At 71.1% G+C, this 18,970-nt stretch carries 15 protein-coding genes; 11 read left to right on the forward strand and 4 right to left on the reverse strand.

Annotated features, from left to right (window positions below; all coding sequences use genetic code 11):
* Together ACYVIP_RS24285 and ACYVIP_RS24290 are read left to right on the forward strand one after the other, a co-directional pair.
* Positions 1 to 1,578 (forward strand): rhamnogalacturonidase (locus ACYVIP_RS24285; protein WP_460400156.1); only part of this gene is annotated, 1,578 nt, incomplete at its 5' end.
* Between the two features lie 15 nt (positions 1,579 to 1,593).
* Positions 1,594 to 3,036, forward strand: a complete 1,443-nt coding sequence (locus ACYVIP_RS24290) for a BNR repeat-containing protein (protein ID WP_460400158.1) — start codon at positions 1,594 to 1,596, stop codon at positions 3,034 to 3,036.
* Positions 3,037 to 3,038: 2 nt separating this feature from the next.
* Here the strand turns inward: ACYVIP_RS24290 and ACYVIP_RS24295 are convergent, their stop codons facing one another.
* The 3 genes from ACYVIP_RS24295 to ACYVIP_RS24305 form a co-directional block, all read right to left on the reverse strand.
* A complete protein-coding gene (locus ACYVIP_RS24295; RefSeq protein WP_460400160.1) occupies positions 3,039 to 4,679 on the reverse strand; it encodes a cellulase family glycosylhydrolase in 1,641 nt (546 codons plus the stop codon).
* Between the two features lie 17 nt (positions 4,680 to 4,696).
* Positions 4,697 to 5,401, reverse strand: a complete 705-nt coding sequence (locus ACYVIP_RS24300) for an SGNH/GDSL hydrolase family protein (RefSeq protein ID WP_460400162.1) — start codon at positions 5,399 to 5,401, stop codon at positions 4,697 to 4,699.
* Between the two features lie 106 nt (positions 5,402 to 5,507).
* Complete coding sequence (locus tag ACYVIP_RS24305; protein WP_460400164.1) at positions 5,508 to 6,539, reverse strand: LacI family DNA-binding transcriptional regulator; 1,032 nt, start codon at positions 6,537 to 6,539, stop codon at positions 5,508 to 5,510.
* A 137-nt stretch (positions 6,540 to 6,676) separates the two neighbouring features.
* Between ACYVIP_RS24305 and ACYVIP_RS24310 the strand changes: the two genes are divergently transcribed.
* The 9 genes from ACYVIP_RS24310 (at position 6,677) to ACYVIP_RS24350 (ending at position 18,098) form a co-directional block, all read left to right on the forward strand.
* Entirely contained in the window at positions 6,677 to 8,185 is a 1,509-nt protein-coding gene (locus tag ACYVIP_RS24310; RefSeq protein ID WP_460400166.1) for a sugar ABC transporter ATP-binding protein, read from the forward strand.
* 136 nt (positions 8,186 to 8,321) lie between these two features.
* Entirely contained in the window at positions 8,322 to 9,317 is a 996-nt protein-coding gene (locus ACYVIP_RS24315) for an ABC transporter permease (protein WP_460400168.1), read from the forward strand.
* Positions 9,314 to 10,330 (forward strand): ABC transporter permease, encoded by a 1,017-nt coding sequence (locus ACYVIP_RS24320; RefSeq protein ID WP_460400170.1) that lies wholly within the window; start codon positions 9,314 to 9,316, stop codon positions 10,328 to 10,330. The genes ACYVIP_RS24315 and ACYVIP_RS24320 overlap by 4 nt, the downstream gene beginning before the upstream one ends.
* Before the next feature lie 23 nt (positions 10,331 to 10,353).
* Complete coding sequence (gene rhaS / locus ACYVIP_RS24325) at positions 10,354 to 11,421, forward strand: rhamnose ABC transporter substrate-binding protein (protein WP_460400172.1); 1,068 nt, start codon at positions 10,354 to 10,356, stop codon at positions 11,419 to 11,421.
* Between the two features lie 2 nt (positions 11,422 to 11,423).
* Entirely contained in the window at positions 11,424 to 11,762 is a 339-nt protein-coding gene (locus tag ACYVIP_RS24330; RefSeq protein WP_460400174.1) for an L-rhamnose mutarotase, read from the forward strand.
* Positions 11,759 to 12,934, forward strand: a complete 1,176-nt coding sequence (rhaI, locus tag ACYVIP_RS24335; protein WP_460400176.1) for an L-rhamnose isomerase — start codon at positions 11,759 to 11,761, stop codon at positions 12,932 to 12,934. The genes ACYVIP_RS24330 and rhaI overlap by 4 nt, the downstream gene beginning before the upstream one ends.
* A gap of 115 nt (positions 12,935 to 13,049) precedes the next feature.
* The gene (locus ACYVIP_RS24340; RefSeq protein WP_460400178.1) at positions 13,050 to 15,080 is read left to right on the forward strand and encodes a bifunctional aldolase/short-chain dehydrogenase; all 2,031 of its coding nucleotides are present in this window, start codon (positions 13,050 to 13,052) and stop codon (positions 15,078 to 15,080) included.
* 23 nt (positions 15,081 to 15,103) lie between these two features.
* The gene (locus ACYVIP_RS24345) at positions 15,104 to 16,555 is read left to right on the forward strand and encodes an arabinose isomerase (RefSeq protein ID WP_460400180.1); all 1,452 of its coding nucleotides are present in this window, start codon (positions 15,104 to 15,106) and stop codon (positions 16,553 to 16,555) included.
* A 97-nt stretch (positions 16,556 to 16,652) separates the two neighbouring features.
* Positions 16,653 to 18,098 (forward strand): rhamnulokinase, encoded by a 1,446-nt coding sequence (locus tag ACYVIP_RS24350; RefSeq protein WP_460400234.1) that lies wholly within the window; start codon positions 16,653 to 16,655, stop codon positions 18,096 to 18,098.
* Here the strand turns inward: ACYVIP_RS24350 and ACYVIP_RS24355 are convergent.
* Positions 18,095 to 18,943 (reverse strand): sigma-70 family RNA polymerase sigma factor, encoded by an 849-nt coding sequence (locus tag ACYVIP_RS24355; protein WP_460400182.1) that lies wholly within the window; start codon positions 18,941 to 18,943, stop codon positions 18,095 to 18,097. The two genes, ACYVIP_RS24350 and ACYVIP_RS24355, sit on opposite strands and share 4 nt — an antisense overlap.
* Positions 18,944 to 18,970 lie beyond the last annotated feature (27 nt).

The raw sequence follows: 18,970 nt of genomic DNA on the forward strand, positions 1-18,970 counted from the left end.
GGCGGGCTCGCGCTGTCCGGTGGCGGCCCAGCGAGCGCGGCGCCGCACCGGACCGGCCCGTTCTTCGACGTGCGCGAGTTCGGCGCGCGGGGCGACGGCACCACGATCGACTCGCCGGCGATCAACCGGGCCGTCGAGGCCGCCGCCCGCGCGGGCGGCACGGTGTTCTTCCCGGCCGGCACCTACGCGAGCTACTCGGTACGGCTGCGCAGCAACGTCACCCTGCACCTGGACCAGGGAGCGTGCCTGTTGGCCGCGCAACCGAAGGACGGCAAGGGTTTCGACGACCCTGGCGTTGGCGCCGGCAACCCGTACCAGGACTTCGGACACAGCCACTGGCGGGCGAGCCTGATCTGGGGCGAGGAACTGGAGAACATCCAGATCAGCGGACCAGGGCTGATCGACGGCGCCGCGCTGGTGCGGAACATGTCGGCGGACAGCCCATCGGGCACCGGGGACAAGGCGATCGCGCTCAAGCTCTGCCGCAACGTGGTGATCCGGGACCTCACCATAGTGCGTGGCGGGCACCTGTCGATCCTGCCGACCGGGGTGGACAACCTGACCATCCACAATGTCCGGATCGACACCATCCGCGACGGCATCAACATCGACTGCTGCCGCAACGTCCGCATCGCCGACTGCACCGTGAACACCCACGGCGACGACGCGATCGTGCTCAAGAGCTCCTACGCCCTCGGCTTTCCCCGGGCGACCGAGAACGTCACCATCGCCGACTCGATGGTCAGCGGGTACGACGTCGGCACGCTGGTCGACGGCACCTACGGGCGCGACGACCCGGCGGCCGCCGACCGGGACGGCCCGACCGGGCGGATCAAGTTCGGCACCGAGTCCAACGGCGGGTTCCGCAACATCGCGATCTCGAACATGATCTTCGAGCGCTGTCGTGGGCTGGCGCTGGAAACCGTCGACGGCGGGCTGCTCGAGGACATCACGATCACCAACATCACCATGCGGGACGTGTCCAACACCCCGCTGTTCCTGCGCATCGGCGCCCGGATGCGCGGGCCGGCCGGCCGGGAGATCGGCAAGCTGCGCCGGATCAGCATCAGCGACCTCACCGTGCACAACGCCGACCCGCGCTACCCGTCGATGATCGTGGGACTCCCCGGCGAGAACATCGAGGACGTGCGGCTGCACAACATCCGGGTGTACACGCGCGGCGGGCTGTCCATGACCGAGGCCGCCGAACAACCGCCCGAGCTGATCAACACCTTCTTCGCCGAGCCGGGCGCGCGCGAGCCCTACGCGGTACCCGACCGGCCGCAGGCCTACCCGGAGCCGTCGATGTTCGGCATCCTGCCGGCCTGGGCGTTCTACGTCCGGCACGTCACCGGCATCCAACTGGACAATGTGGACTGCCGGTTCGACCGGCCGGACACCCGGCCCGCGGTGGTGCTGGAGGACGTGCGGGACGCCGACTTCCACCGGGTACGCCTGCACAAGGCCGACGGCGCCCCGAGCTTCGTGCTGCGCGAGGTCACCGACTTCGCCGTACACCAGGGCAGACCGGTGGCCGAGGTCCGCATTCCCGGCCACGTCAGCCATCGCGAGTTCTGAACCAGGGAGTCGCTCATGCCTCAGCCGTCCCCATCCCGCAGGACCTTCCTGGGCACGGCCGCCGCGGTGGCCGCGTCCCTCGTCGGGCCGGCGCCAGCCGCGACCGCCGAACACAGTGGACAGACGCGGGCAGCGCCCGGGGTGACCCTGGTCCGGGACACCCAGCTCGATCCGGCCGCGCTGTACTTCGTGTCCTACGACGGCCTGGTGAACAACGAGTCCTTCCAACAGGACGCGATCCTCACCCACGCCGGCTACCAGTACACCACCTGGTACACCGCCGACCGTAGTGCCGTGGTCGCCCGCCGCCGGCTGCCCGACGGCGCCTGGCAGAAAGCCGTGCTACCACACAAACTGACCGCCAACGACTCGCACAACGTGATCTCGCTTGGCATCTCCCCCGCCGACGGCCGGCTGCACATCGCGATGGACACCCACAACACCCCGGTGTTCTACGTCAAGTCCGTCGCCGGCCTGGTGTCCACGCCCGCCGCACACGACTGGTCACCCGCCAGGTTCGGCGCCGTGGCGCGCACTCTCGACGGCGTGGACCTCGGTGGGATCAGCTATCCGCGGTTCATCGTCACGCCGGAGCGACGACTCCAGTTCAGCTACCGCACCGGCGGTTCGGGCAACGGCACCCTGGAGTTGGCCGAGTACGACGCCGGCACCTGGCGCAAGCTCGGCAAGTGGTCCTCGGCCACCGGGACCTGGACCGCGCCCAACGGCGTGGCCAGCACGACCCGCAACATGTACCTGCACGGCCTGACCTACGGTCCCGGCGGCCGGCTGCACGCCGCGTTCACCTGGCGGGAGGGCAACGCCGGGGTGCTGTGCAACGCGGGCGGGTTGACCAACCACGACACCGGCTACGTCTACAGCGACGACCGCGGCCGCACCTGGCGCACGAACACCGGCCAACTCGCCGGCACCACCGGCGCCTCCCCGGTCGCGGTGTCCGCCGCGCTGGTCGTCGACCCGCTCGACCCCAACCACGGCCTGATGAACCAGGAAAGCCAGGCGATCGACTCGACCGGCGCCCCACACGTGGTGATCAGCTACGTGCCCGGCCGGTTCACCCAGTGCGTCACCAGCTACGCCGCCGACCGCACCCGCTGGGCCCGGTCGTTCCACGTCTTCCGTGGTGCCAACGGTTCCTGGACCAAACGCGAGGTCCCGATCCAGCCCAACGCCACCGGACGCACCCGGATCCTGTTCGACCGCGCGGACAACGCCTATCTGGTCATGCCCTTCGGCCGGATCGTCAGCGCGTCGAAAGCCAGCGGGTGGACCGACTGGACCCTGGCGTTCGACCGGCCGAGCATGAACATCTTCGGTGAGGTCACTGTGGACCACACCAGGATGGCCAGCGAGGGCGTGCTGTCGGTGCTCTACCAACAGCGGTCGTCCGGCAGCACGCCCTCACCGGTCCACGTCGCCGATTTCCGGCTCGGCTGACCTCAGCCGGTGCCGCAGGCCTGGTCGTTCAGCGTGAAGCCGCTGACCGCGGTGTTGGTCCCGCTGTAGGTGCCGTTGAAGCCGATGCCGACCGAGCCGCCGGGCGCGATGCGCGCGTTGTAGGCGACGTTGGTCGCGGTGACGTCCGCGCTGTTGGCCGCCTGCGTGTACGTCGCGCCCCACCCCGGCTGGGTCACCCGCTGCCCGGCCGGGAAGCTGAACTCCAGCGCCCAGCCCTCGATCGCGGCCGTGCCGGTGTTGGTGATGGTGATGTTCGCGGTGAACCCGCTTGAGCCGCCCCAGTTGCTCGTCTGGTAGCTCACCCGGCAGTCACCGCCGACCGGGCCGGACTGGGTCGTCACCGACGCCGTGCCGGAGTTCCCGGAGACGTTGCCGGCGGCGTCCTTGGCCCGCACGTAGAACCGGTAGGTGGTCTCCGGGGACAGTCCGGTCGCGGTGTGCGAGGTCGTGCCCGAGGTGCTGACCAACGTGAACGCGCCGCCGCTGGCACCGGTGGCGCGGTAGACGTCGTAGCCGCTCACCCCGACGTCGTCGGTGGCCGCGCTCCAGGTGAGGGTGGCCGAGTTGGCGGTCACCGCCGACACGCTCGGCGTGCCGGGGTTGGTCGGCGGCTCCTCGTCCGGCTCGCCGCCACCGCCGTAGATCGTCGCCTCCCGTGCGGTCGCGCGGATTCCGTTGGCACCGTTGAAGATTCGCTCACCCCACGAGGTGAGGCTCGCCGGGTTGAAGCCGGTGACCATGTCCAGGTACTCGACGCCGCCGCTGTTGCCGCTCCACGACCAGCCGATGTAGCCGAGTCCACGCGACTGCGCCTGCGCCATGATCGTGTCCTCGTCCGGGTTCCCGTCGGAGTGGTTGTGCCCGAACTCGCCGACCACCAACGGCAGCCCGGCGGTGCGGAACGCGTCGAAGTAGGCGTTGATCTCCGCTGCGGTGTCGTACACGCCGTACATGTGGACGGAGAAGACCGTGTTGCGGTCCGGGTCGCTGGCGAACACCGAGGCGGCGTTGTCCCGCATGATGTTGCCCCAGTCCTGTCCCCACATCGGCGCGTCAGCCATGATCAGATGGTTGAAACCGTTGCTGCGCAACCGGTTGATCGCGTTCGAGGTCGCCGTCGCCCAGGTCGCGCTGATCTGGGCGTTGTTGCCGAACGGCTCGTTGCCGATGTTGATGACGACGTAGTCCTCCTGGCCGACCAGCGCGCTCTTCTGGCTGATCCAGTACGAGACCGCCTGGTCGAGCGTCGCCGCCGCGCCCTCCTCGCCGTAACCGGTGGTGTCGTGCACTTCCAGCACGCAGATCAGCCGCGACTGCTTGCACAAAGACACCACGTTGCCGACGTCGGTCGACGGCCCCCAGCGTTGCCCGCTGCCGAGTACGACCCGGACGGTGTTCGCGCCGTGGGACTTGATGCCCGCGAAGGACGCCGTTTCGTTCTGGTACCAGACATGCGCGTGGCTCACCCCGCGCATGACGAACGCCGAGCCGTTGGCCTCGACGACACGGGTGCCGTTGACCCGCAGGCCGGTCGGCGCGGACTGCGCCGGCACCGGCAGGAACAACATCGAGAGCAGGACCGCGAGTAGCGTGGAAATCGCGAAAGTGCGCCGAGTCTTCACGTCTTCCCTCCCACTTGTCAGCCCACGGCGTCGACCACCGCGGGGTACCACCTGTCGGAGATCTTCTGGTCTCCGGCCGCGTTCGGGTGCACGCCGTCGTAGGTGTCGGCGGCGGTGGAGAATCCAGTCCACTGGTCGACGACCGTGATCGGTGACTGGACAGTGCTCTTCGCGCTCGCCCAGCCGGGGATCGCGGCGTTGAGGTTCACCACGCGGGCGGCGCATTCCTGGCAGGAGCCGGGACTCATCGGAATGATCTGCGCGACGATGATCTTCATCGCGGGGTTGTTCGCGCGCATCTGGTCGACCAGCGTGCTGTACGCGTCGAGAATGGCCGAGGTCGCGCGGTTGCTCCAGACATCGTTGGTGCCGAAGTGCATCACCACGACGTCCGGACTGGTCGCCGACAGCCAGCCGGTCAGTTGGTTCTGTGCGGCGACATTGGTGACCAGCGCGCCGCCGTGACCCTCGTTGTCGCCGTCGTAGGGCACCCCGCAGCCCTGCGGGCCCAGCGTGCCGACGAAGTCGATGTCGGTGTATCCGTTGTCCTGCAAGCTATTCCACAGCAGTGATCGCCAACATCCTGGCGAGCCGGTGATCGAGTCACCCAGTGGCATCACGCGCACGGGTGCTGGTTGCGCGGAGATCGTCTGACCGGCGGCGAAACCGCTCGCGGCGACGATGAGCACGGCGAGAACCATGCGGAGAACGACTCTGTTCATGGGAAACCAATCCCTCTGCTCGCGGCCCTGGGAGCGCTCCCAGGGTAGCTTCGCAAGAATTTCCCCGCAACAGCGCCATTCGGGTGGTCCGCTACCGGGAGCGCTCTCAGGCCGACGACAGGCTGGACCGGCGGACGATCAGCTCCGGAGTGAACAGCACCTGCTCGTGCCGGTGGTTTTGATCGTTGGCCTCCGACAACAGCAACCCGGCCGCGGTACGGCCGAGCTGGCGCCGTGGCTGGCGCACCGAGGTCAACGGAATCGCCGACGCGGCGGCGAAGTCGATGTCGTCGTAGCCCACGATCGCCAGATCCTCCGGCACCCGCAGGCGAATGCTCACGCACTGCTGCAGCAGGCCGAGCGCGAGCAGGTCGTTGGCGCAGAACACCGCCGTCGGGCGCACCCGCGCCGACAGCCCGGCCAGCCGCTCCCCCGCGTTGCGTCCTTCCGCGACAGTCAGCGCGGTGGTTTCCAGGTGGGTCAACCGTTCCGGGTCGAGCCCGGCGCGGGTCAGCGCGGCGAGCGCGCCGTCGCGGCGGTCGCGGACCTGGCCGAGCGCGAGCGGACCGCCGATGAACGCGATCCGCTCATGACCGAGCTCGAGCAGGTGGTCCACGGCGAGCTCACCGCCGAGCACGTCGTCCACGGCGACCGAGCAGTGGGTGCCGGCCGCCCGGGTGCGGTCGACGATGACCAGCGGGGTGCCCCGGCGGGGCAGCTCGTCGAGGATCGCGGCGTCCGCGTCGGCCGGCGTGATCAGCACGCCCTGCACCCGCTGCTGTTCGAGCCGGCTGAGGTAGGTCAGCTCGCGCTCGACCCGGTTGTCGCTGTTGCACATGTACAGCGACAGGTCGTTGGCCTCCGCCTCCTCCTCGATCCCCTTGGCGACGTCGGTGAAGAACGGGTTGCTGCCGTCGAGCATGACGTAGGCCATGGTCCGGCTGCGGCCAGCGCGCAGTTGGCGGGCGGACTCGTTGCGCACGAAGCCGAGCTGGGACATCGCCGCCCGGACCCTGGCCAGGGTGGTGGCGCTGACCGTCTCCGGCCGGTTGAGCACGTTGGAGACCGTGCCGAGGGAGACCTCGGCGAGCGCGGCGACCTCGCGGACGCTCACCGACCGCTGCGGCTCTGCGGTCACGGAACCCCCCGAGCTGAAACGTTACCTGGATGGCCGAAGTGTAGCCCCTGGTGACGGGTGTCTTGACGCCTGGGAACGCGGCCGATACGTTCCCCGACGACGGACCTTGAAACCTTTCATTCCGGGAGGTGCCCGCGATGACGCAGGCCACCACGCCGCTGTTGGAGGTCCTCGACGTCGCCAAGTCGTTCGGCAGCGTGGCCGCCGTTCGGGGATGCTCGCTGCGGTTGCTCGCCGGCGAGGTACACGCGCTGGTCGGGGAGAACGGCGCCGGCAAGTCAACGATCGTGAAGATGCTGGCCGGGGTGCACCGGCCGGACACCGGCAGCCTGCTGGTCGACGGCGAGCCGGTCGAGTTCGGTGGGCCTGGCGATGCCATGGACGCCGGCATCGCGGTCATCTACCAGGAGCCGACCCTGTTCCCGGACCTGTCGGTGGCCGAGAACATCGCCATGGGGCGCCAGCCGCGCGGCCGGTTCGGGATCATCGACCGTGGCCGGATGCGCCAGTCGGCCACGGAGTTGTTCGATCGACTGGGGGTGCACCTGGACCCGGCGCGGCCCGCGCGCGGGCTGTCCATCGCCGACCAGCAGATCGTCGAGATCGCGAAGGCGATCGGCGGCCGGGCCCGGGTGCTGATCATGGACGAGCCGACCGCCGCGCTCTCCTCGGTCGAGGTCGCGCGGCTGTTCGCGGTGGTCCGCGCGCTGCGGGACGAGGGAGCCGCGGTGCTGTTCATCTCGCACCGGTTCGAGGAGATCACCGCGCTGTGTGATCAGGTGACGATCATGCGTGACGGTGGGCACGTGTCGACCGACCCGATCGGTGAGCTGACCGTCGAGGAGATGGTGCGGCGGATGGTCGGCCGGGACCTCGACGCGCTGTTCCCCAAGCAGGAGGTCGAGCCGGGGGCGGTCGTCCTGGAGGTCGACGGCCTGACCCGGGCCGGGGCGTTCCGGGACGTGACGTTCGAGGTGCGGGCCGGGGAGATCGTCGCGCTCGCCGGGCTGGTCGGCGCCGGCCGGTCGGAGGTCGTCCAGGCGGTGTTCGGAGTGGACGGTCGGGACGCGGGGACCGTGCGGGTCAACGGGAAGCGGGTCCGGCCGCGGTCGTCTCGGGCGGCCATGGCCGCCGGGATGGCGTTGGTGCCGGAGGACCGGCGCCAGCAGGGGCTGGTGATGGACCTGTCGATCCAGCGCAACGTGACGCTGCCGCGCGCGGGTGCGCTGGCCAGGCTGGGACTGCTCGGCGGGGGTGCCGAGCGGCGGGAGGCGGCGCGCTGGACCGAGCGGTTGCGGACCAGGTACGGCAGGCTGGCCGATCCGGTGCGCACGCTGTCGGGGGGTAACCAGCAGAAGGTCGTGCTGGCCAAGTGGCTGGCGACCACGCCGGGGGTGCTGATCGTGGACGAGCCGACCAGAGGCATCGATGTCGGCACGAAGGCCGAGGTGCACCGGCTGATGTCGGCGCTGGCCGAGGAGGGGGTGGCGGTGCTGATGGTGTCCTCGGAACTGCCGGAGGTGCTCGGCATGGCCGACCGGGTCCTGGTCATGCGCGAGGGCCGGATCGTCGCCGAACTCCCCCGCGCCGAGGCCACCGAGGAGTCCATCATGTTCGCCGCCATGGGCCAGGGAGCAACCCCATGACCCCCCCTCCTCGCACTCGACGCAGCGAAGGGTCCCTTCACTGCACTGCACGCAGCGAAGGAGCCCTTCGCTGCGGGGCGGCGGGCGTGGCGTGAGCACGGTGAGGGCGCCGGTGGCTGGGCCGGACACGGAGGCTGTGACATCGGGTGGGCGGCTGGGGGCGCTGCTGCGGGTGCGGGAGCTGGGGATCGTGCTGGCGTTGGCGGTGTTGGTCGGGTACACGGCCTTCGCCAACCCGCGGTTCCTGTCCGCGCAGAGCATCCGGGACATCCTGCTCGGCACGTCGATCCTCGCGGTGCTCGCGGTCGGCCAGGCCATCGTGATCGTCACCAGGAACATCGACCTGTCGGTCGGCTCGGTGCTCGGGCTCACCGCCTTCGCGGTCGGCACGGTCATGCAGGACAACCCCGGTCTCCCGGTGTTCGTCGCGCTGCTGGTCGGGATCGCGATCGGCGGGGTCTGCGGGCTGATGAACGGCGTGCTCGTGCGCTACGGCCAGGTCCCGGCCCTGGTGGTCACCCTCGGCACCCTCTACGTCTTCCGCGGCATCACCTACAGCTGGGCCGGCGGCCAGCAGATCACCGCCGACGAGCTCCCCCGCCGGTTCCTGTCCTTCGCCGGCGAGTCCGTGCTCGGGATCCCCTGGCTGGTGATCATCGCGCTGGTGGTGGTCGCGGCCGCCGGCGTCATCCTGCGCAACTACCGGGTCGGCCGGGAGCTGTACGCGATGGGCTCCAACCCCGAGGCCGCCTCGCTCGCCGGCATCCGCGTCGGGCGCAACACCCTCGGCGCGTTCGCCGTCAGCGGGGCGCTCGCGGGCCTGGCCGGCGTGCTGTTCGCCGTCCGGTTCGGCACCATCGACGCCGCCGCGGGCACCGGCTACGAGCTCAACGTGGTCGCCGCGGCCGTGGTCGGCGGGGTCGCGGTGTTCGGCGGCAGCGGCACCGTGTGGGGCGCCGCGCTCGGCGCGCTGCTGCTCACCGTGATCGGCAACGCCCTCGCGGTGCTGGACATCAACCAGTTCTGGCAGCAGGCCATCGTCGGCGCGCTGATCCTGCTCGCCATCGGGGTCGACCGGCTGGTCGCCGTGCGCACCGCGCGGGCGTTGAAGAGAAGTGGGGCCGCCCGATGACCGAGCTTGCGAGCAACCGCACTTTCCGCGCACCTCGGCTGGCCAGCTGGGACGTCGCGGTCATCCTGGTCGCCGTCCTGGCCCTGGTGGTGGCCAGCGGCGTGGTGGAGAACTTCGCCACCACCCGCAACGTCGGCTTCCTGGTGCTCGACCTGCTGCCCATCGCGCTGCTGGCGCTGCCGATGACCTTCGTCATCATCACCGGCGAGATCGACCTCTCGGTCGCCAGCACGCTCGGGCTCACCTCCGCGGCCCTGGGCTCGATGTGGACCAGCGGGATGGCCATCGAGACGATCATCCCGCTGTGCGTCCTGCTCGGCGCGGTGCTCGGCGCGGTCAACGGCGTGTTCGTCACCGTCTTCCGGCTGCCCTCGCTCGCGGTCACCATCGGCACGATGGCGCTGTTCCGCGGGCTCGCGTTCGTCGTGCTCGGCGACACCGCGGTGGCCGACTTCCCCGCCGCGTTCACCGGCTGGGCCACCGGCACGATCGGCGATGGGCCGGTGCCCAACGTGTTGCTCCCGCTGCTGGTCCTCGCCGCGCTGTTCGTCGTCGTGCTGCACGCGACGCCGGTTGGCCGCGCGGTGTTCGCCGCCGGCGCCAGCGAGCAGACCGCGCGGTTCTCCGGCGTCCGGGTCGACCGGCTGAAGTTCTGGCTGTTCGTGGTCAGCGGCGCGGTCGCGGGACTGGCCGGCGTGCTGTGGACCCTGCGCTACTCCAGCGCCCGCGCCGACAACGGCCTCGGGCTCGAACTGGCCGTGGTGGCCGCGGTGCTGCTCGGCGGCGTGTCCATCTTCGGGGGCAAGGGCGCCATGCCGGGCGTGCTCGCCGGCGTGCTGCTGCTGGCCACCGTGCAGAACGCGCTCCGGCTGGAGGACGTGACCAACGAGGCGCTCAACATCGTCACCGGCGCGCTGCTGATCGTGTCGGTGCTGCTGCCCAACATCGGCCGCTCGGTGCGCGCCGCCACCCGCCGCAGACGCCTGCGCACCCCAGAACGACAACCGCAGTGATCTTCCCGAGAGAGGCGACATCGATGTCCCGAAACCGAACGTTACGCGTGCTCACCGCCGCGGCCCTCGCGCTCACCCTGGCCGCGTGCGGCGGCACGACCAGGGAGGACACCGCCGACGAGCCGGGCGGCGCGGAGGCCACCGGCACCGCCGACCCGGAGGCCGCCCTGCAGGAGGGCGTCAAGATGGCGTTCCTGCCCAAGCAGCTCAACAACCCCTACTCCGACATCGAGGTGAGCGGCGGCGAGGAGGCCCTCGGTGAGCTGAAGGGCGAGTACAAGCTGGTCGGCCCGAACGACGCGAGCGCCTCCTCACAGGTCAGCTACATCAACACGCTGATCCAGCAGCAGCACGACGTGATCGGCATCGCCGCCAACGACCCCAACGCGGTGTGCCCGTCGCTCAACCAGGCCCGCGACGCCGACATCAAGGTGGTCTCGTTCGACTCCGACGCGGCCAAGGAGTGCCGCGACGTGTTCATCAACCAGGCGTCGACCCAGGGCATCGGGGAGAAGCTGGTCGAGATGACGACCAAGCTCGCCGGCGGCTCCGGGGAGATCGCGATCCTGTCCGCGACGCCCAACGCCACCAACCAGAACGCGTGGATCGAGGTGATGAAGACCGAGCTCGCCAAGCCGGAGAACGCGCAGCTCAAGCTGGTGAAGATCGCCTACGGCAACGACGAGGACCAGAAGTCCTTCCAGGAGGCCCAGGGCCTGCTGCAGTCCTACCCGAACCTGAAGGTGATCGTGTCGCCGACCACGGTCGGCATCGCCGCGGCCGCGCGCTATGTCAGCTCGTCGAGCTACAAGGGCAAGGTGGCGATCACCGGTCTTGGCACGCCCAACCAGATGCGGGAGTACATCAAGGACGAGACGGTCGCCGAGTTCGCGCTGTGGAACCCGGCCGACATCGGCTACCTGGCCGCCTACGCCGGCGTCGCGCTGGTGTCCGGGCAGATCACCGGCAAGGAGGGCGAGACCTTCACCGCCGGCAAGCTCGGCGACTACGAGGTCGGCGCGGACGGCGAGATCGTGCTCGGCCCACCCACCGTGTTCGACGCGAACAACATCGACGACTTCGACTTCTGACCATGAGGTACTGCTTCCGACTGCAGGTCCGGTCAGACCGGTTGGCCGAGTACACCGAACGGCACCGATCGGTCTGGCCGGACATGCTCGCGGCGCTGCGCGACGCCGGCTGGCGGAACTACTCGCTGTTCGTGGACACCGACGGCCTGCTCGTCGGCTACGTCGAGGCCGACTCGCTGGACGCGGCGCAGGCGGCGATGGCGGCCACCGACGTGAACCGGCGCTGGCAGGCCGAGATGGCGGAGTTCTTCACCGGCATCGACGGCCGGCCGCCGGACGAGGGGTTCCGGCTGCTGACCGAGGTGTTCCACCTCGACGACCAACTCACCCAGGAAACGTGATTCCAGTGTCTGACCTGACCGCCGTGCGGCGAGCACTCGCAAGCCAAGAGATCGAGACCCCGTCCTGGGCGTTCGGCAACTCCGGCACCCGGTTCAAGGTCTTCGCCCAGCCGGGGGTGCCCCGCTCGCCCCAGGAGAAGATCGCCGACGCGGCGACCGTGCACCGGTTCACCGGCGTCGCGCCGTCGGTGGCGCTGCACATCCCGTGGGACACAGTGGCCGACTACGCCGACCTGACCAGCTACGCCGGCGAGCTGGGCGTGCGGATCGGCGCCATCAACACCAACGTGTTCCAGGACGACGACTACAAGCTCGGCTCGGTCACCAACCCGGACCCCGGCATCCGGCGCAAGGCGACCGACCACCTGATCGAGGCGATCTCGATCATGGACGCCACCGGTTCGCGCGACCTGAAGCTGTGGTTCTCCGACGGGATCAACTACCCCGGCCAGGACGACCTGCGCGACCGGCAGGACCGGCTGGCCGCCGCGCTGCGGGAGACCTACGACCGGCTCGGCGACGACCAGCGGATCGTGTTGGAGTACAAGCTGTTCGAGCCCGCGTTCTACGCCACCGACATCCCCGACTGGGGTACCTCCTACGCGCACTGCGTCGAGCTGGGCCCCAAGGCGACGGTGTGCATCGACACCGGCCACCACGCGCCGGGCACGAACATCGAGTTCATCGTGGCGTTCCTGTTGCGGCAGAAGAAACTCGGCGCGTTCGACTTCAACTCCCGGTTCTACGCCGACGACGACCTCATGGTCGGTGCCGCGGACCCGTTCCAGCTCTTCCGGATCATGTACGAGATCGTCCGCGGCGACGCGCTGCACCCCGACCGGGGGATCGCGTTCATGCTCGACCAGTGTCACAACATCGAGCAGAAGATCCCCGCGGTGATCCGCTCGGTGATGAACGTCCAGGAGGCGACCGCCAAGGCGCTGCTGATCGACCGGGACGCGCTGGGCGCGGCCCAACGCGCGGGCGACGTGCTGGAGGCCAACGCGGTGCTGATGGACGCCTACAACACCGACGTGCGCCCGCTGCTGGCCGAGGTGCGCGCCGACGCCGGCCTGGACCCCGACCCGATCGCCGCCTACAAACGCAGCGGCTACCAACACGAGATCGAAACCACCCGAGCCGACGGCCAACAGGCAGGATGGGGCGCATGACCGGAAGCGCACGCAGCGAAGGGTCCCTTCGCTGCGTCGAGTGCGGTGAAGGAGCCCTTCGCTGCGTTGAGTGCGGTGAAGGACGCCTTCATCGCGTGGCGGGGCGGGGGTGGGCGTGAGTACTGCGGGGGAGCTGGTGGCGCGGAGCAACGAGCTGGGGGGCGATCCGCGGAACACGAACTTCGCGGGGGGCAACACCTCGGCGAAGGGCACGGCCGTCGACCCGGTGACGGCCGAGGCGGTGGAGCTGTTGTGGGTCAAGGGGTCCGGGGGTGACCTGGGCACGCTCACCGAGGCCGGGCTGGCGACGCTGCGGCTGGACCGGCTGCGCGCGCTGGTCGAGGTGTACCCGGGCGTCGACCGCGAGGACGAGATGGTCGCCGCGTTCGACTACTGCCTGCACGGCCGGGGCGGCGCCGCGCCGTCGATCGACACCGCGATGCACGGCCTGGTCGACGCCGCGCACGTCGACCACCTGCACCCCGACTCCGGCATCGCGCTGGCCACCTCGGTCGACGGCCAGGCGCTGACCAAGGCCTGCTTCGGCGACCGGGTCGCCTGGGTCGACTGGCGACGGCCCGGCTTCCAGCTCGGACTGGACATCGCCGCGGTCAGGGCCGCCAACCCGCGGGCGATCGGGGTGATCCTCGGCGGCCACGGCATCACCGCCTGGGGCGAGACCTCCGAGCAGTGCCGGGACCACTCGCTGGAGATCATCCGCACGGCCGAGCGCTTCCTGGCCGAGCGGGGCGACGCGGCGCCCTTCGGCGCGGCCGTGCCCGGCTTCGCCGCGCTGCCCACCGACGAACGGCACGCCAGGGCCGCCACGCTGGCACCGGTGATCCGCGGCCTGGCCTCCACCGACGCCCGCCAGGTCGGCCACTACACCGACACCGACGAGGTCCTCGACTTCCTCGCCAGCGAGAAGCTCGGGCCGCTGGCCGCACTCGGCACCTCCTGCCCGGACCACTTCCTGCGCACCAAGGTCCGCCCGCTGGTCGTCGACCTGCCGGCGACCGCGCCGGTCGAGGACGTGGTCGCCCGCCTGGCCGAACTGCACCAGGCCTACCGCGCGGACTACCGCGCCTACTACGAGCGCCACGCCGACCCCGACAGCCCGCCCATGCGCGGCGCCGACCCGGCGATCGTGCTCGTGCCGGGGGTCGGCATGTTCTCCTTCGGCAAGGACAAGCAGACCGCGCGGGTCGCCGGCGAGTTCTACGTCAACGCCATCAACGTCATGCGGGGGGCGGAGTCGGTCTCCCGCTACGCGCCGATCGACGAGCGGGAGAAGTTCCGCATCGAGTACTGGTCCCTCGAGGAGGCCAAGCTCCGCCGCCAGCCGGCGCCCAAGCCGCTGGCCGGGCGGGTCGCGCTGGTCACCGGCGCCGGCTCGGGCATCGGCCGGGCCATCGCGCTGCGGCTGGGCGCCGAGGGCGCGTGCGTGGTGGTCGCCGACCTCGACGCGGCGGCCGCGGCGACGGTGGCCGCCGAGATCGGCACCACCGACCGGGCGGTCGCGGTCACCGCGGACGTGACCGACGCCGACGCCGTGCGGGCGGCGCTGGACGCGACCGCGCTGGCGTTCTGCGGGGTGGACCTGGTGGTGAACAACGCGGGCCTGTCGATCTCCAAGTCGCTGCTGGAGACCACCGAGCGGGACTGGGACCGCCAGCACGACGTGATGGCGAAGGGCTCGTTCCTGGTCGCCCGCGCCGCCGCGAAGACCATGATCGACCAGGGGCTCGGCGGCGACCTGATCTACATCTCGTCGAAGAACGCCGTGTTCGCCGGCCCGAACAACGTGGCCTACGGGGCCGCGAAGGCCGACCAGGCCCACCAGGTCCGGCTGCTGGCCGCCGAGCTCGGTGAGCACGGCATCCGGGTCAACGGCATCAACCCCGACGGAGTGGTGCGCGGCTCCGGCATCTTCGCCAAGGGCTGGGGCGCACAGCGCGCCGCGGTCTACGGCGTGCCGGAGTCCGAGCTTGGCGCCTTCTACGCCAAGCGCACGCTGCTCAAGCGGGAGGTGCTGCCAGAGCACGTCGCCGCGGCGGTGTTCGCGCTCACCGCGGGCGACCTGTCGCTGACCACCGGCCTGCACATCCCCGTCGACGCCGGAGTCGCCGCCGCCTTCCTCCGCTGACCCACCGCTGAAAGGGGAGAACCATGACCGACACCCTGGACCGGCAAACCGGCCTCGGCATCACGAGGATCACCCCGCGTAAGACCAAGATCGGGCTCGTGGCCGGCGGGCTTGGGGCCTACTGGCCGCAGTTCCCCGACCTGCTCCCCCAACTGCGGCACTCCGCCGAGCGGGTGTCCGCGCGCCTGCGCGGGCTGGACTGCGAGGTGGTGGACGTCGGGTTCATCTCCGACGAGCGCGACGGCGCGGCCGCGGCGCAGCGGCTGCGGGCGGCCGACTGCGACCTGATCATCGGCTTCCTCACCACCTACATGACCGCCTCGATGCTCGCCCCGGTCGCCCAGCGCACCGGCGCGCCGGTGCTGCTGATCAACCTGCAGCCCACCGAGGTGATGGACCACGCGACCTTCGACACCGGCGCCTGGCTCGCCTACTGCGGCGCCTGCCCGCTGCCGGAGATGGCCAACGCGTTCCGCCGCTGCGGCGTGGAGTTCCGCTCGGTGTCCGGGTATCTCGGCGACGAGCGCGCGTGGGCGCGGATCGAGCGCTGGATCGCCGCGGCGGGGGTGCGGGCCGCGCTGCGGCACGGGCGCCATGGGCTGCTCGGCCACCTCTACCCGGGGATGATGGACGTCGCCAGCGACCCGACGCTGGTGACCGCGCAGTTCGGTGGGCACGTGGAGATCATGGAGATCGACGACGTGCGGGTGCGGGTCGAGCAGGTGACCGACGCGCAGACCTCGGCCAGGATCGAGCTGGCGACGTCGATGTTCACCCTGGACTCCTCGGTGGTCGACGAGGACCTGGCGTGGGCGGCCCGGGTGTCGGTCGCGCTGGACCAGCTGGTCGACGACTTCTCCCTGGACTCGCTGGCCTACTACCACCGGGGCCTCGACGGCGAGACCCACGAGCGCGTCGGCGCCGGCCTGATCCTGGGCGCGTCGCTGCTGACCGCGCGCGGCATCCCGGCCTGCGGCGAGTACGAGCTGCGCACCTCGCTGGCGATGCTGATCATGGACCGGCTCGGCGCCGGCGGCTCGTTCACCGAGTTCCAGGCGCTCAACTTCCGGGACAACGTGGTCGAGATGGGCCACGACGGGCCGGCACACCTGGCGATCAGCGCGCACAAGCCGCTGCTGCGCGGCCTGGACGTGCTGCACGGCAAGCGCGGCTGGGGTGTGTCGGTGGAGTTCGACGTGGCGCACGGGCCGGTGACCGCGTTCGGTCTCGGTCAGCGGCGCGACGGCACGTACACCATGGTCGCCGCCGAGGGCACGGTCGTGCCCGGCCCGCTGCTGCGGATCGGCAACACCACCTCGCGCGTGGACTTCGGCTGCGACCCCGGTGAATGGACCGACGCGTGGTCGGCCTCCGGCGTCGCGCACCACTGGACGCTGGGCACCGGTCACCGGGTGGCCGAGCTGACCGCGGTGGCCGACCTGCTCGGCCTGGAGCTGACGGTCGTCGCCCCGTGACCGTGACCGAACGCGGCGAAGGGTCCCTTCGCTGCGTCCAGTGCAGCGAAGGGTCCCTTCGCTGCAGGGCGGGCGGCCGGAGGGTGCGGTGACGGTCCTGCGGCTCGCGGCGGTTGATCTCGGGGCCAGTAGTGGGCGGGTGATGCTCGGCGAGGTCGACCGGGACTCGGTGGTGCTGCGGGAGATCCACCGGTTCGACAACGGCCCGGTCGAGGTCGGCGGCACGCTGCACTGGGACGTGCTCGGCATCTACCGTGAGGTGCTGGCCGGGCTGCGGGCGGCCGGGCCGCTCGACGGCGTCGGCATCGACTCCTGGGCGGTGGACTACGGCCTGCTCGACGCCGACGGCGTGCTGCTCGGCAACCCGGTGTGCTACCGGGACTCCCGCACCGACGGGGTGGCCGACGCGCTGCGCACCGTGGTGCCGGCGACCGAGCAGTACGCGGTGACCGGGCTGCGGGAGCTGCCATTCAACACGGTCTACCAACTGGTGTCCGAACTGGACAGTGCGCGGCTGCGCGCGGCGGCCACCATGCTGCTGATCCCCGACCTGCTCGGCTACTGGCTCACCGGCGAGCGCGGAACCGAGCGCACGAACGCGTCGACCACCGGCCTCTACGACGCCACGCGCGGCGAGTGGGCGACCGGCCTGGCGCGCCGGGTCGGCGTGCCGACCGGGCTGCTCGCGCCGCTGCGGTCGGCCGGCGAGGTGCTCGGCCCGACCACGCCGGCGGTGACCGCCCAGCTGGGGTTCACCGTGTCGGTGGTCTCGGTCGGCTCGCACGACACGGCCTCGGCGGTGGTCGGTGTGCCGGCCGCGCGGGAGGTGCCGTTCGCGTTCATCTCGTCCGGGACCTGGTCGCTGGTCGGGGTCGAGCTGCCGGCGCCGGTGCTCACCGAGCCCGCGCGGGCCGCCGGGCTCAGCAACGAGTCCGGAGTGGACGGCACGACTCGCCTGCTGCGCAACGTGACCGGGCTGTGGGTGCTGACCGAGTCGGTGCGCGGGTGGGACTCGGTCTCGCTGGCCGACGCGCTGGCCGCGGCCGCCGGCGCGCCCGCGTTCGGCTCGCTGGTGGACATCGACGACCCGGTGTTCCTGCCGCCGGGCGACATGCCGGCCCGCATCGCGGCCGCCTGCCGGGCCACCGGCCAACGCCCGCCAACCGGCGTCGCCGAGATCACCCGCTGCGTGTTGGAGAGCCTGGCACTGGCCTACCGGCGCGCGATCCGCCGGCTCGGCGAGGTGACCGGCCAGCGGGCCGAGGTCATCCACCTGATCGGCGGCGGCGCGCACAACGAGCCGCTGTGCCAGCTCACCGCCGACGCGTGCGGCCTGCCGGTCGTCGCCGGCCCGGTGGAGGCGACCGCGCTGGGCAACGTGCTCGTGCAGGCCCGCGCGCTCGGCGCCGAGCTGCCCGACCGCTGGGCGATGCGCGCGCTGGTGGCCCACGCGTTCCCCACCCGCACCTATCGGCCGGGCCCCGCCGCGACGACGTGGGACGACGCCGAGGCCCGCTGCGTGGCGCTGGGGGTATGGGGCTAGCGCACGCCCAGTTCCAGCGCACGCAGCCGGTCCGGGTCGGCGATCATGTCGATCTCGCTGATCCGGTCGCCGGTGAAGGTGAACGCGAGCACCGCCGCCAGCCTGCCGTGCGGCGCCATGACGATTCCGTACGAACCGTCCACAAGGGCCACCACGGAGACCGCGGCCCGCTCGCCGGAGCGCACCGCGGTCTTGCCGACCGCGCGGACACCGCGCAGTGTGATCGGCTTGGGCGAGGGCACGACCGCCGGGTCGGCGCGCAGCACGACATCCGGGGCGAGCAGGGTGAGCAGTGCGTCGAAGTCGCCGTCGCGGGCGGCGGCGAGATAGGCCTCGACGACGGGCCGCTGGCGGGCGAGGTCGGCGTCGGGCACCCGCGTGGTGCCCCGGACCCTGCGCCGGGCGCGGCTGGCCAGTTGCCTGGTCGCGGCCGGGGTCTTGGCGATCATGGGGGCGATCTCGTCGAACGGCACGGCGAACATGTCGTGCAGGACGAAGGCGAGGCGTTCGGCCGGGGTCAGCGTGTCGAGCACCACCAGCATCGCGAGCCCGACCGAGTCGGCCAGCTCCGCCGCCCGCGCCGGGTCCACAGCGGACTCCGGCACATCCGTCCCGAGTGGCTCCTCGCGCCTGGTCTCCCTGGCGCGCAGCATGTTCAGGCACACCCTGGCCACCACGGTGGTCAACCAGGCGGCCGGGTTCACCACCTCGGCGGTGTCCGCGTGGTTGAGGCGAAGCCAGGTCTCCTGCACGGCGTCGTCGGCCTCGGTGGGCGAGCCGAGCATCCGGTAGGCCACCGCGTGCAGCCGCGCCCGGTGCTCCTCGAAGTCCACCCCACCCGTCACCTGGCCAGACAACCACATCGCCATCGG

Source organism: Actinophytocola sediminis, from assembly GCF_054779715.1.